This window comes from Pusillibacter faecalis, assembly GCF_018408705.1.
Classification (GTDB): Bacteria; Bacillota; Clostridia; order Oscillospirales; family Oscillospiraceae; genus Oscillibacter; species Oscillibacter faecalis.
Genome location: NZ_AP023420.1, coordinates 1,301,977 through 1,315,990, shown reverse-complemented (window position 1 = coordinate 1,315,990; position 14,014 = coordinate 1,301,977). Strand labels below are relative to the sequence as shown.

Genomic DNA, 14,014 nt, shown 5'->3' with positions numbered 1-14,014 from the left:
AGCGATAGATAAGGAGTACAGACGATGAGCGCTGGGATGGAATATACCCTGAAGCCGATTGGCCAGCAATCGGTGGTTTGGAATGTAATTGACCAGTTGACACAGGCGATGACTATGGGGAAACTGCGGCCCGGTGACAAAATTCCAACGGAGACAGAGCTCTCCGAGAGCTTACAGGTCAGCAGAAACTCTGTGCGGGAGGCCGTGAAAATTCTGGTGGCTTATGGCATTCTGGAAATTCGCCGGGCTGAGGGGACCTTTATCCGCAGCGGAGTTTCCCAACAGATGCTCAATCCGCTGATTTACGGCATTATGTTCACGCAGGGCGACTCCTACCGCCAGCTGAAGGAGTTTCGCCAGATGATTGAAATCGCCGCGCTGCGGCTGGCAATCCGCCATAAGACCGAGGAGAAGCTGGCAGAGCTGAAGCAGGTTTTTGAGGACTTTATCCAGGAACTGGTTGCGGAGTCACCCAGCCTGGAGGTAGTGATGCAAAAGGACATGGCATTTCACATGGAGATTGCTGCCATCTCAGACAATGTCTTGATGCAGGAGGTTTCCAGACTGCTGTTCACACTGACCACGGCTAAACGCACAGAGGTGACAAAACGCCTTTTGGAGCATGACCGGCATTATTTGATCGAGTCCCACACCCGAACCTATGAAGCCGTCGTCCATGGCGACAGCAGGACCTGCGAGGATCAGCTGGAGGCGGTGATCCGCCCGGACTATTACGGAGATTAAAGATCAAACAGGAACCGGAAGCGGTTCCTGTTTTTCCACACAATTTTATGCAAGAAGGTGCGCGGCCTGGAGGGGAGGAGACCAGGCCGCGCACTTTTGAAAAGGAGCTTACTCGCCGTAGAACACGAAGGATTCCTCGGGAGTGAGATCAGTGGGCTTGTAGGTCAGCTTGGCGACGATGAAGAACGCAATGCCGCCAATCACAATGCCGGGGACGGATTCATGCATCTCGAAGGGCATAAGTCCGGCGGCTCTGAGCTGATTCCCAATGGCAAAGGCTGCCACACCAAAGATAGCGGAGGCAAGAGATGCCTTGGCGTTGGACTTTTTATAGTAGAGACCGCCGATGATGGGCCAGAAGAAGGTGCACATCAATCCTCCCAGAGCATAGAGGTTGATCCAGGTGATAATAGAGGGAGGCTTGATGGCAAAGGCCAGGCAGATCACGCCGATGATGAACGTGGCAAAGAAGCTGAATCTGCTGAGCTTTTTGCGGAAGGACTCGCTCTCCTTATCGACTTCGGGCTTGACCATATAGTGCAGGTACAGGTCCTTGATGATGCTGGCAGAGGCCAGAATCAACAGGGAGGAGACCGTGGACATCACCGCTGCTAGGGGTGCCGCCAGCAACAGACCGGCAAGACCGGCAGGCATTTCGTTGATGGCAAAATAGGGTACATAGTAATCCGTGGAGGCCAGCTCTGCACCCTCTAGGGTGGGACCGATCAGCGCACCGCCAAAGTGCATGCCGATCATCAAAAAGCCCACGACAAAGGTGCCGAAAATCATGGCGCGGTGCATAGCCTGCGTGCTCTTGAAGCCCATGCCGCGCACGGCATTCTGCGGCAAGCCGAGCGTTCCAATGCCAACCAGCACCCAGTAAGAGGTGATAAAGCCGGTGGCATTGATTCCGGTGTGATTAAAACCGGCCACATCCCAGCCGGGACGGTTCGTATCTAGCCAGGAACTCAGACTCTCCATACCGCCGCCCGCTTTAATGGCATAGACAATAATCAGGACAGTACCAATGGTCATCACAAAGCCCTGGATGGTATCTGTGGTGACAACGCCCTTAAAGCCGCCAAAGGTGCAGTAGACAATGACAACAACGCCGAAGATCAGCAGCCCGCCCATATAGGGAAGGCCGGAGAGCGTCTCGAACAGCACCGCGCCGCCCACGAACTGGCCCACCATGTTGGTGATGAAAAAGACGACCATCAGCAGGGACGTGATAATCACCAGAGTGTTGCTTTTGTAGCGGGCACGGAGAAAGTCGGAGACGGAGACCGCATTGATTTTTCGGGAGATCAGGGCAAATTTCTTTCCGATGATTCCCAGGGTCAGGAAGGCGGTGCCCACCTGAATGATGGCGACCAGGCATTGGGTCAGGCCTCGGGTGGAGCCAAGGCCGGGACCGCTGAGAAAGGAGGAGGCGGAGGTATAGGTGGCGATCAGCGTCATGGCCAGCACAATGCCGCCCATGGAGCGTCCGCCGATGAAGTAGTTACGGAGGAATCCGCCGGTGGTCTGCTTTTTTTCCATCTTGCCGGCCCACAGGCCGACGATTAGGTTGACCGCGAGGTAGGCTAGAATGACGCCCACCAAAACAAAACGGTAGCCGCTTGGCATTGTCATTTCGCAGAACCTCCTTCTACCTTTGATTCAACCAAATCTGCGTCATCTTCGCCTAGATCAAAGTTTACAAAGACCTTTTTAATCAGAATGATCGTTCCGACACAGCCAATCACATAGGTGCCAATGATGCAAAGCCAGAACCAAAGCGGAAGATGCCAAAAGTAGATTTTTACATCTCCCAGCCCCCAGCCGGTTACGCACCACCATACAAAGCAGATGGCAAATAAGACCATGGTCCACTTTGCTTCCTTCTTGATTTGTTGGTGCTTTTCTGCGTAGGTCATTTGCCTGTTCTCTGAATTAGCCACAGGGATATCTCCTTTCTAAAATCAAATCACACGATGCGGAATGTACTCCCCCCATACATCTACGTGTCATGCCGGATTTACTTGAGCTGGGCAAGAATGGCCTTGACATATTCAAATGTCCGGTCGAAGGAAGCCAGGTCCATGGCCTCTGTGGGCCGATGGACGAATTTGATGTCTGGGCTGACAACGATGGCGTCAATTCCGCCCATGCCATCGTTGATGGAGCCGATATCGCTGCCGCCATGGGTGTATTTCAGGTAGAGCTCCTTACCCGTGAAGTCACGGTACACCTTTTGCCAGAGCTTCAGCATTTCAGAATGTTCCGTGTCAGCAGTATAGCCGGCGTAAACATACTCGCGGTCGTAGTAGGCGCCGAAGCGGGAGGCCAGAAGGCAGGTCTGATCAAACAAGTCCCAGAGCTGCGACTTGATGTTGCAGCGGAACATATAGCCGACCGTCAGCACGCCGTCCGCCGAGCTGACATTGCCCATATTGCGGGAGGCCAGAGACATGGTGGGATTGATGGCCCGTTTGTTTGTCATATGGCTGCCGGAGGGCAAAACATGGAGCAGATGAATGGCCTCGCTGCTGCTCAAATCGTCCATAACCAGCGGGGCGGTGGGTGCAGGCTGCAGGCGGATGTCCATGTGAGGGTCTGTCAGTTCATGCTCTTCTCTGGCGGCTGCAAAAACAGCAGCCACGATGTCACGGATGTGCTCCTCAGATGCCTCGCAGGCGAAGGTGGCGTCACATTCCTCCGCAATACCGTTGCGGATGGTGCCGCCCTGGATGGAGGCCAGATGCACCTTGGCCTCCTTGCCAATGGCAAAGAGAATCCGTGCCGCCAGCTTGACCGCATTTGCCTGGTCCTTTACAATATTCAGCGAGGCGTGGCCCGCGCTGAGGCCGCAGATGTGTACCGTGTAGCAGGGCTTGCTGTTTTCCTGCATGACGATGGGCCGCTTAAAGTCGCCGCCGATGACGTTGGCGGTGGAAACATTGGTGGAACCCTCTTGGACACCATCCAGATTGATGTATCGTCTGGCACTGAGCTGAGAATAATCCATGCCCCGGGGACCGCCGATGCCAACCTCCTCCTGTACGGAGAAGAAGCATTCCAAGGCGGGGTGGGGGATGTCATCCGCGTCCAGAATGGCCAGCATATAGGCCACGCCATAGCCGTCGTCTGCACCTAAGGTAGTATCGGTAGCCATGACCCATCCATCGCGAACCTGGAGCTGAAGCGGATCGGTTTCAAAATGAAACACCTTTTCCGGCGTCTTTTCGCAGACCATGTCCATATGGGCCTGCAGCATGACGGGCGCTGCGTTTTCGTAACCCGGGGTAGCGGGCTTTTTTACCACAACATTATAAAGGGAGTCTGTATAATGCCAAAGGCCGCGCTCCTTGGCGAAAGCAATCACGTATTCGCTGAGGGCTTTTTCCTGAAAGGGCGGATGAGGAATATAGCAGAGTTCCTCGAAATATTTGTGATGGGCTTTGCTGGAATCAAGCACATAGTTCATGGTGGCATCATCCTTTCCATACACATATACAATGTACAACGGCTTATATAAAACGTACTACATTGGATGCAGAAAGTCAAGATTCTTTCCGAGGTTTTACGTTTTGACGAAACAGGCAGAGAATTATCGGTAAAAAAGACGAATAAGACCGTGTAATGGTATGTTTTGACGGGAAGAGTCCCTGATCGTGTCAAAACAGGGAATGAAGTGCAACGCCGGAACTCCGGAACAGAGGCAGGCTTGGAGGTTGCTTGCTTTCAAAAAACACAGATTCTGGGAGGAAGGGCAGCAATCAAAACAGACCTGCTATAAAAACAAATTGTTGAATAAAAAGAATTTATCACAAACCGTATACAATTGGAGAGACCAGTCCCACGGCAAGAATTGCCAGAATATTAATGGGTAAACCAATTTTTACAAAATCATGGTAGCGGTATCCGCCGACTAGAGTCTGTGTCACGCAGGCAGTTCCGATGGGAGTGGAAAAGGCCAGCATACAAGATACCGTGGTGGCAAGGGCAAAGCACATGGGATTAGCGCCACAGGTCAGGGCCACCTCCAGTGAAATGGGGATCATGGCAATGACTAAGGCGGCATTGCCCATGAAATTGGTCAAGACAGCGCCCACAGCCACACAAACAAACAGCAGCACTGCGGGATTTGCGTCGGCGCCGCCAAAGAGACTGACAATACCCTGCGCAATCATCGCACCCCCGCCGGATTCGTTCAGGCCGGCAGCCAGGGCTGCGGAAAAGGCCAGGACAAGGACGGTATTCCAATCCATGTCCCGGAGGGCGGCCTTCCAGGGAATAACGCCACATACCAGCATGATTGCGGCGGCCATCAGTGAGACGGCACCGATGTCAAAGAGATTGAAGGCAAAGCCAACAACCATGAACAATGCGGCGGCCAGTGCAACAGCCTTTTTCCAGACGGGGACCGCCGTGGATGCCTGCTCCGTTTCACCGGACATCAGGGCGTCCAGGGGATTATCCGGCAGATCCGCCAGGACGCGCTGCTGCAGGTTATAGCCAAAGGTCGCAAAATAGAGCGCCATCAGAATGACGACAGGCAGCATGCTGTAGCCCACCTCTAGAAAGGTAAAAGCACGGGTTCCGGGTAGGCCGCTGTTCTCCACAATACTGCTGGCGGTGACAATCGGCGCGGTGCCCACCAGCGTCAGTCCGCCTCCTGCGGCAGAGCCGAGTCCGGCGGCCAGAAGCGCATGCTTTTGTTTCACAATACCCTGGCTTTTCTTAGACATTCCCTGAATGATGGGGATAAACATGGCGATGACCGCACTGTTGGATAAAAACGCGGAGAGAAGCGCGGTTACTAAGACAATGATGGTAATAAAAAGCCGCTCATTTTTGGCAATTCCCGTCCTGCGAAGTGCGCTCCCTACCATGTCCGAGATTCCGGCGGATTCCAATCCAAGGCCGACCATGCTGGTTCCGATGACAATAGCCACCACTTGAGTGCCCATGTTGGAGTAGATATCCACATAGTCAATGATTTCTAAAAGCGCCAGGGCAATTCCTCCCAGCAGACAGGTCACAGCCAGCGGAATTTTCTCCCAAATAAAAGAAAGAATGCACAGGAAAAAGATAATAATAGTGAGAATGGCAGGACTCATTGGAAAATCTCCTCTCTGTATCACACGCGAATCACCATATTGTACGAACTACATATAACATACTATGTTTTAAATTGCAAATCAAGAAAGGACTTGAGAAAAATATGAAACTGCGCTGGCTCGACACCCGGCAAGCCGCTGGTATAAAACACAGGCGCTGTCTAAGAATGATACCGGTCTGGAAGAAACAGCTTACAGAATGAATATGAGCCATCAAACAGGGAGGAGGCATGTGTGCCGCAGCACGCATGCCTCCGGAATTTGCGAAAAGGTAAAGAATACAGGGGGATGCTGGAAAGCCACCGACTTAGATCGCTTTTCGAAACAGACCGTCTCGGTTACAGCAGGCGTACAGAATACCACGCCCCTTTTTGCGCAGCCGGACGGAGACATCCTGCTCCGGATAGAGCTTGACCACCTCCAGGGAGTCCAGAGTCACATAGGCAATCAGAGAGATGTAGTGCGTCTTGCTCATCTCGTGTCGCATAGTCACATAGTACTCGCCATCCACTTCCTCCAGGGTTAGACTGTGGGCCTCATCACAGGGCTCCGCCTCCAGGGGCGGGAGCGTGACGCCGCAGCAGGAAAAACATCCCTCACCCACCGCCATGATGCTGTTTCCGCAGATAGGGCAGATATAAAACCGGCTTTTCTTCATGTTGGCGGAGGTGTTTTCGTTGGCCTTCAGGTCCCCTGTCATCAATTCAGCGATGGAGACGCCCAGAGCCTGAGACAAGTCGCCCAGAACCCCAATATCCGGAAGGCCCTTTTCAGTCTCCCATTTCGAGATCGCTTTGTCGCTTACATTCACCAGCCGGGCCAGCGCCTTTTGCGTCAAGTTCCGCTTCTCCCGCAGACTGCGAATGGTTTTGCCGGACACGTAGTTCATGAATAGGCCTCCCTTGCAGATTTGTTTAGCTGTATTCTAACCGACAGCACGACAGATGGCAACCTACGCAGCGTAGACCTCGCGGATGATGGAAGCTGGTGTGGCATCGATCGCCTCCGCCGAAATTGGCACGTGCGCTGTCGGGGCGGCAGATCAGATACAGGCAGTTCGTCCGGCCCACATTTCCGCAGCAAGGGGAGCACCACGAAGACCTGCGGAGCATCAGCTATGGGATTCAGGACTCCGGTAATGGCCAGGAGAATCGCCGCAAAGTTCAGCGTCCCGTTTTCAGCGAGAAGGGGTCCGCCTGTGCGGCCTGGCCGGACAGCAATGCCTGGCAGGAGCGCTCACGTGCTTCCTCGCCGCTTCTGCCCAGAGGATGCTTGAGTTCCGCGCAGGCTGCACAGAAGGGGAGTGCCAGGCTCTGCACGTTGGCGAACTGGGGGCTTCCGTAGGTCAGGGGCTCCGTTTTGTCAAAGGCAATTTTGAAGAAGCTGCAGCCAGGCAATACACGAAGCGAAGATGATCACGGATATGATCCTGGGAATAGAAGGCAGTCTTCCCGGCCTGGCAAGTTTTTCCTGCACGAATTCCCTGGGGCGTCTGAGCAACAGAGGGTCCTCGTTTGATTTCCGCCCAAGCAGTCCTTTTGCTGCACCAAAAAAACAGACACTGCCCAAAAGTCAGGACAGCGTCTGTCTTCGTTTTCATTCCCACTCGCTCCTGACAAGCCCATCTTAAACAGGTTTGTTAAGACGATTTAGCACATAATATTTACATTCTTTGCATTACCGTAAAAGCAGGGGCTATCCGACTTCCTGTTGCCATATCGTTGCCATGAAATCGGCCCTTTTACAGTTGTTTCAGGTGGTTTATGGTTATATTCTACTACAAAAAATGGGGAAATGCAACTTTTTTAGTTGCCTGCATAATCTTGTCGAAACTTGCCTCAAATTGAGGCAAGTTTCGACAACACCCCACCGCCCAGGGAACGCATACGCTCCCTGGGCGGTGGGAGGGGGAGATTTCCGCCAAGGGCGGAAATCAATCCCATTATGGGACGCAATTCGACAACCGGCCCCACCCAAAATAAAAGGAGGCGGGCAAGCACCTTTGGGGCTTGCCCGCCTTGATGACCGCAGAGCAAGACCGGGCGGGGCGGTCAATGGCGGCGCACTTGTGCGCCGTTCATCTTGACCATTGACGGCCCCGGCTGGGGTTGCTATAAATCATCCTCTTACCTTCTGAATGAGGGCTTTGGCCTCGTCTTTTTTCAAAACCTTTCCATAAGATACCACCTTCCCATCTACCACAAGAGCGGGGGTCGTCATTACGCCATAGGCGGCGATCTGCGTGAAATCCGTTACATGGTCGATCGCGGTGTCCATCCCCAACTCGGCCAGCGCCTCACAGGCGGCCTCCTCCAAAGCGTTGCACTTGGCGCACCCGGAGCCAAGCACCTTAACGCCACTGGAAGCCTTGACCGCCTCTGCATGGGCCATCGTTTCTGGGGTGCAGTTGCCGCCACAGCAGCAGGACGCAGGTTCTTCTTTCTTCTTGCTGAACAGTCTCATGTTTCATTACCTCCTAAAAATTAAATCAAAATGAATTGGAACACATTGAACAGATAGCCGACGATGACGATACCAATGGTGCAGATGGCGATAAACAACGCCAGCAGTTTTGGCTTGACGGCTTTGCGGAGCATGATAAGGGACGGCAGAGACAAGGTAGTAACAGCCATCATAAAGGATAAGACGGTGCCGAGTTGTGCCCCCTTAGAAAGCAACGCCTCCGCAACAGGAATTGTGCCGAAAATATCCGCATACATCGGAATACCAACGATAGTAGCCAGGATCACACCAAAGGGATTACTGCTGCCAAGCACCATTTCGATCCAACTTTCCGGTATCCAGTTGTGGATTACAGCGCCAATCCCGACACCGATTAAAATATAGGGAAACACTTTCTTGAATGTGCCAAGCATTTGTTCCTTTGCGTAGGTGAGCCGTTCCCGGATTGCCAGGTCTGGAGACTCAATGTCAACGCTGCCAGCCGAAAGTACAAAACTTTCAACATACTTTTCCATACGCAACTTTTCAATCATGCTACCGCCGATTACCGCAATCACGAGTCCAAGGATCACATAGACAACAGCCACTTTTGCCCCGAAAATGCTCATGAGCAGGACAAGACTTCCTAAATCAACCATTGGAGACGAAATCAGAAAAGAAAATGTCACGCCCAAAGGAAGCCCCGCGCTTGTGAAACCAATAAACAGCGGAATAGATGAGCATGAACAAAAAGGCGTTACAGTTCCCAGCAGAGCGGAAATGATATTTGCCCAAATCCTACGGAAACGCCCTAAAATGCGTTTGCTCCGTTCTGGAGGGAAATAACTTTGGATATAGGAAATCGCAAAAATCAGCACACAGAGCAGCACCGTGATTTTCAAAACATCATAGATGAAAAACTGAATACTGCCGCCTATGCGTCCATTTACATCTAAGCCCAGCGCCGACAGCCCAACGCCAAGAAGTTCATTCAGCCATTTCATGCCAAGCACCTGGTCTTGAATGAAATCCCACACGCCCATACAAAAGCCTCACTTTCCATAGATAGAAAATATATCAAAAATTTTTGATGTATCGTGCCGATAGAAACGCCATCTACTTAGATGGCGTTTCTATCCACAACGAGGACAGGTACCCTCATGCTCCATGTCTGGAGTTGTCAACTTCTTCAGCAATTCCACCGCATAGTTCCTGCCAGCAGGACTCAGGCGGTAGTGCATCCATTTACCCTCCTGGCGACTGACAACAATGCCAGAATCGCAGAGGATTTTCATGTGGTAGGAAAGGCCGGACTGCGTTAAATCCAATGGCTCTTGCAGGACGCAAGCACACTTTTCACCGCTCCTTAACTGTTCCAGGATTGCAAGCCGCTTAGGGTCACAGAGGGCCTTGAATACCTTTGCCTGCTCTTGATACGCTGTCCCCATGTTTTCGCCTCACATCAAATTATTTTGATATGATTAGTATATGCGGCAATTATGCGTTTGTCAACAGTTCAATCAAAATTTTTTGAAGTCAACGCCCGCCACGCTCAAGAGAACGCCGGGGCCGCTTGCGGCCTTTCTCCGCCTGTTCCCTCTGCTTATCGGCCGCCACCGCCGCTACTACCTGCTCTGGGCCAAAGACCCGCTTGACCCGTGTGTAGTCGGTGGAAATCTGCCGCAGTTTCTTGTTCTCCAGCCATATTTCTGTCATGCGATCATTCAGGCGGCTGTTTTCCCCGCATACCCGGTTATATTTCATCTGAACATCCACGAGCCTTTCGCTCAGTTCGATGTAGGCTCGGTACAAAGAGCGCAACACCTGGACAATTTTCGCCAGCAGGGGCTTTGCCTTTTTCTCCCGGTAGGACTTGCCGCTCTCCAGCGTCCCAACCTCTGGCAGAATTTCCTCCGGGTCGCCGGAGAAATCCGCCGCCAACCGCTCCATGTTTTTTACCGCCGGGGCCAGTTCTTTCAGCCGCCGTTCCTGGCTCTCCACCTGGCTCTCTTTCTCCGCCTTGACTGTCTCCAGGGCGGCGATTTCCTTTGTCCTCTGCTCCTTCTTGTAGTCCAGCACAGACAGGTGCTTGTCATGGGTGCCCTTATCCTCCCACTCTATCCCGTGGCGCTCCATCACAGCGGAGAGTTGTTCCTTTTCCGAGCGCACCCACTGGCTCCACTCCGTGTCCCCTCTGGTGCCGCCCTTGAAGCCCTGGGCCGCTAACGCTTGTTTCAGCGATACCCGTGTGTCCAGCCCCCGTTTACTCCCGGTAGTGAACGGCACAAAGTCGATGTGCAGATGGGGCGTGGCCTCATCCATGTGAAGGTGAGCCGAGAATACCCGGAGATTGGGGTTGCGCTCCTGAAACGCTTTCATGTACTCGTCCAGCACCGCCGCCGCAAGCCACCCCTCGTCGCTGTCGGCGCTCATATCTTCCTTGTTGCCTACTTGCAGGATGATTTCATGGAACGGCTTTTCCTGCTTGCCGGATCGGATTTTCTCATAGTAGTTTTCAATCTTGCGGTCTACCCTGGTCTGCTTGGCGTTGTACCGCTCCAAAGCCTCGTCAAAAAGTTCATGGTACACCGCCTTGATATTCTCCCGGCAGTATGTTACATTCAGGTGGGAACGCTCTGGATCGGTATTCTTAGCGTGAAACTTTCTGCTGTTGTGATTGACCGAGCCGCGCCCCACCATGACGCTGATCGTCCTTTTCAAATCAATCCCTCCTTCCTTTTCCGCCGCGCCAGCGGCGGGCCTTTGTTACTTTCTGCGAAAGTAACGCAAAAGCACTTTCGACAGCCTATCGGCCATCAAAAGCGCATTTGCGCCCTACGGGGTGGTGTGGGGGCTTTGCCCCCGCCGTCTGCGGACGGCTCCCCCAGCAGGGCCGCCCTTTGAAAAGGGCGCCCTGCACCCCGCCTAAACTTTGTCACTCGCCGTTGGGCAGGGGGGGAAAGGCCAGCGGCCTTTTCCCCCGCCCGGTGAGTGTTGTCCGTGGGCCGAAAGTCAAGGGGTACGGGTTGTATTGCCTTGCGGCAATCTCCACCCGCAGGTATGCCCCCTTGACTTTCGCCCCCGCTCCCCGTGACGGTTGTGACGATGGTGACGATGTTTCAGACACCGCCCCGCTCTCTATTTCATCGTCACAACCGTCACCATCGTCACACTTCCTCTACCCATGCCAGCCTGATACGGCTCCCGGTGCGGATATGGGTGTTTGTATAGCCGATATGGAAGTCAAGGAGCAACTTCCCAGCCCGGACATTCAGCCGCTTTGCCAGCGCATTGGGCTGAATATCCAGCCCCAGAACGGCGGCAAGGTCGGTGGCCGTCCCGTTCCATTCGGGCCGCTCTGCCGTCACAAGAGCGGCCACGGCCTCTAAAACCTCGTCGGGCGGCTCCCTGTGCAGTTCTGTTTCCCGCCGCTCCAACTCCCACACAAGCCGCTCCTCGTCCTTTTTCAGATATAGCCTTTGGTCTTGCAGGTCACGCCCGGAAATATCCAGCGTGGCGGCGCTGTCTGTCCGCCGCTCCTTTTGGAGCAGAAAAGCCCCGTCCGCCGCCCCCATCAGGCCATTGGTGCCGGAGATTTTGTCAAACCTGTCATCGGCCTGCTGTTTTCGGGTATGGTGTACCAGCAGGAGGCAGACCCCGCTTGCGTCGGCAAACCGTTTCAGTTTGGCTATCACATCATAGTCGCTGGCGTAACTATATCTTTCGTCCCCGGCCTCCCGGATTTTTTGCAGGGTGTCGATGATGATAAGCCGGGTGTCCGGGCGTTCCCGGACAAATTCCTCCAACTGCTTTTCCAGACCGCCGCCCAGCGTTTGGGCGTTGATGGAGAAACGCAGATTTTCGGTGCCGTCCACCCCGAACATCCGGTATAACCGTCCCTGCAAGCGGGGGTAATCATCCTCCAAAGCCAGATAGAGGACGGTCCCCCGGTGGACGGCATACCCCCATAAGGGGAGGCCCCGGCTCACATGATAGCCGAGTTGGGCCATGAGAAAGGACTTGCCCACTTTCGGAGCGCCTACAAAGAGATACACCCCCGGATAGAGCAAGCCCTCCACCACGGGGGGCTTGCCGGGGAACACCTTTTCATAGAGTTCATTCATGGAGAGGGTGGGCAGATAGGCCGGGTCGCTGACCCGGCCTATCTGCCCCTCGTTTTTCGTCAAATTTTCCTCCGGGGGCTTGTGTTCCGCCTGTTCGTCTGTTATACTTTGGATGGTTATTTTGGAAAGCGGCTGTCCCCCGTCTGGGCCAACAGGCGGATATGGGGCAGTCGTTTTCTCTTTTGATCTATCCATCTATCAATCCTCCTTCATACCGTCCATAATGGCGGCAATCAGCCGGATAGTGTCCAGCAATTCATCGTCCACGCCGCCCCCTGCCTCTATCCGTTGCAGTTCCGCCAGCACAGCGGCAAACTCGTTCCGCAGGGCCTTGTAGACCCGTGGGTTGCCCTGCACCACCACTTCCCGGCACATCAGCCGCCGGGTGATGTAGTCCTGTTTCGTCAGCCCGGAGAGGCGCACAGCGGTTTCTATCTGCTCGTCCTCCTCCGGGGACACCCGGAACGCCACCGTCTTGTTTCTCCATCGGTTGTGTCGGTCAAGATTTTTCGCTGACATGATTTAGGCCCCCTTTCTCTCCATGTCCAGCCTGTCCGCCATCTCCGTCTGCCGGGTGGGGAACAGGTGGGCGTAACGGTAGGTAATATCAATGCTCTCATGCCCCACCCGGTCAGCGATTGCGAGGGCCGTAAAGCCCATGTCAATCAGCAGGGAAATGTGACTGTGCCGCAGGTCGTGTATTCTGATCCGCTTGACCCCGGCCTCTTTCGCTCCCCTGTCCATCTCCCGGTGGAGGTAGGATTTCGTCACCGTGAAAATGCGGTCTGTTGGCTCCACGGCGTACAGGCTCTTAATGTAGTCCGCCATCTCGTCACAGAGGAAAGAGGGCATTTGAATGACCCGGTTGCTCTTAGGCGTCTTGGGGTCAGTGATAACATCCCGGCCTTTGATACGCTGATAGGACTTGGAGATGGTGACGGTCTGTTTCTCAAAGTCGAAGTCGGCAGGGGTGAGGGCCAGCAGTTCCCCCTCCCGCACGCCACACCAGTAGAGCATTTCAAAGGCGTAGTAGGACAGTGGCTTGTCCATCATGGCCTCCGCAAATTTCAGGTACTCCGCCTTTGTCCAGAACAGCATTTCCCGGCCCTTGGCCTTGCCCATGTTGCCCACTTGGGCGGCTGGATTGATTTTCAGATTGTAGTGCCGCACTGCATGATTGAACACGGCGCTCAACTGATTATGGAGCGTTTTCAGGTACACCGGGGAATAGGGCTTGCCCTTTTCATCCCGGTGGTTGAGCATTTCATTCTGCCACGCCATGACCTCTTTGGAGTGAATGTCGCACATCTTCCGCTTGCCGAAGTAAGGAAGAAGTTTTGTCCGAATGATATGCTCTTTCATACCCCAGGTGTTCTCCTTGATACGGCCTTTCATGTCCGCCGTGTAGAGGACTATAAAACTCTCGAAGGTCATATCCAGGTCGGCGGTCTGCTGTTGCAGGAATGTCCGCTCCCACTCCAGCGCCTCCCGCTTGGTGGGAAAGCCCCGCTTCTGGCTCTGCTTGCGCTCCCCTTTCCAGTCGGTGTAGCGGTAGATCACACGCCAGGTATTGGTTTTTGGCTCTTTGTAAACAGACAT

Annotated in this window: 13 protein-coding genes; 1 reads left to right on the top strand and 12 read right to left on the bottom strand. The window is 53.9% G+C overall.

The features are described 5' to 3' along the window. The first annotated feature begins 24 nt into the window (after positions 1 to 24). On the top strand, positions 25 to 744 hold the full coding sequence (locus tag KJS55_RS06730) for a FadR/GntR family transcriptional regulator (RefSeq protein WP_187029892.1): 720 nt from the start codon (positions 25 to 27) through the stop codon (positions 742 to 744). 108 nt (positions 745 to 852) lie between these two features. Here KJS55_RS06730 and panF read toward each other — a convergent pair whose 3' ends face one another. The 12 genes from panF to KJS55_RS06670 all read right to left on the bottom strand — a co-directional run bounded on the left by panF (position 853) and on the right by KJS55_RS06670 (position 14,014). Continuing rightward, a complete protein-coding gene (gene panF / locus KJS55_RS06725) occupies positions 853 to 2,379 on the bottom strand; it encodes a sodium/pantothenate symporter (protein ID WP_213542973.1) in 1,527 nt (508 codons plus the stop codon). Beyond that, positions 2,376 to 2,687 carry a YhdT family protein gene (locus KJS55_RS06720; protein ID WP_213542972.1) on the bottom strand — a complete coding sequence of 104 codons (312 nt, stop codon included), beginning with the start codon at positions 2,685 to 2,687 and terminating at the stop codon, positions 2,376 to 2,378. Before KJS55_RS06720 ends, panF begins: the two co-directional genes overlap by 4 nt. 77 nt (positions 2,688 to 2,764) lie before the next feature. Further along, entirely contained in the window at positions 2,765 to 4,213 is a 1,449-nt protein-coding gene (gene pepD / locus KJS55_RS06715; protein ID WP_213542971.1) for a beta-Ala-His dipeptidase, read from the bottom strand. Positions 4,214 to 4,553: 340 nt separating this feature from the next. Beyond that, the gene (locus KJS55_RS06710) at positions 4,554 to 5,849 is read right to left on the bottom strand and encodes an SLC13 family permease (protein ID WP_213542970.1); all 1,296 of its coding nucleotides are present in this window, start codon (positions 5,847 to 5,849) and stop codon (positions 4,554 to 4,556) included. A gap of 307 nt (positions 5,850 to 6,156) precedes the next feature. Then, positions 6,157 to 6,738, bottom strand: a complete 582-nt coding sequence (locus KJS55_RS06705; protein ID WP_213542969.1) for a helix-turn-helix domain-containing protein — start codon at positions 6,736 to 6,738, stop codon at positions 6,157 to 6,159. Between the two features lie 1,229 nt (positions 6,739 to 7,967). Then, complete coding sequence (locus KJS55_RS06700) at positions 7,968 to 8,312, bottom strand: thioredoxin family protein (protein WP_213542968.1); 345 nt, start codon at positions 8,310 to 8,312, stop codon at positions 7,968 to 7,970. Positions 8,313 to 8,332: 20 nt separating this feature from the next. Continuing rightward, positions 8,333 to 9,334, bottom strand: a complete 1,002-nt coding sequence (locus tag KJS55_RS06695) for a permease (RefSeq protein ID WP_213542967.1) — start codon at positions 9,332 to 9,334, stop codon at positions 8,333 to 8,335. 90 nt (positions 9,335 to 9,424) lie between these two features. Continuing rightward, positions 9,425 to 9,739: an ArsR/SmtB family transcription factor gene (locus tag KJS55_RS06690; RefSeq protein WP_119345130.1), complete on the bottom strand. Its 315-nt coding sequence runs from the start codon at positions 9,737 to 9,739 to the stop codon at positions 9,425 to 9,427. A gap of 88 nt (positions 9,740 to 9,827) precedes the next feature. Further along, entirely contained in the window at positions 9,828 to 11,012 is a 1,185-nt protein-coding gene (locus KJS55_RS06685) for a plasmid recombination protein (protein ID WP_346345686.1), read from the bottom strand. Positions 11,013 to 11,458: 446 nt separating this feature from the next. After that, positions 11,459 to 12,610 (bottom strand): helicase RepA family protein, encoded by a 1,152-nt coding sequence (locus tag KJS55_RS06680; protein ID WP_213542966.1) that lies wholly within the window; start codon positions 12,608 to 12,610, stop codon positions 11,459 to 11,461. Between the two features lie 3 nt (positions 12,611 to 12,613). Continuing rightward, complete coding sequence (locus KJS55_RS06675) at positions 12,614 to 12,934, bottom strand: plasmid mobilization protein (protein ID WP_213542965.1); 321 nt, start codon at positions 12,932 to 12,934, stop codon at positions 12,614 to 12,616. Positions 12,935 to 12,937: 3 nt separating this feature from the next. Beyond that, positions 12,938 to 14,014 carry a site-specific integrase gene (locus KJS55_RS06670; protein WP_213542964.1) on the bottom strand — a complete coding sequence of 359 codons (1,077 nt, stop codon included), beginning with the start codon at positions 14,012 to 14,014 and terminating at the stop codon, positions 12,938 to 12,940.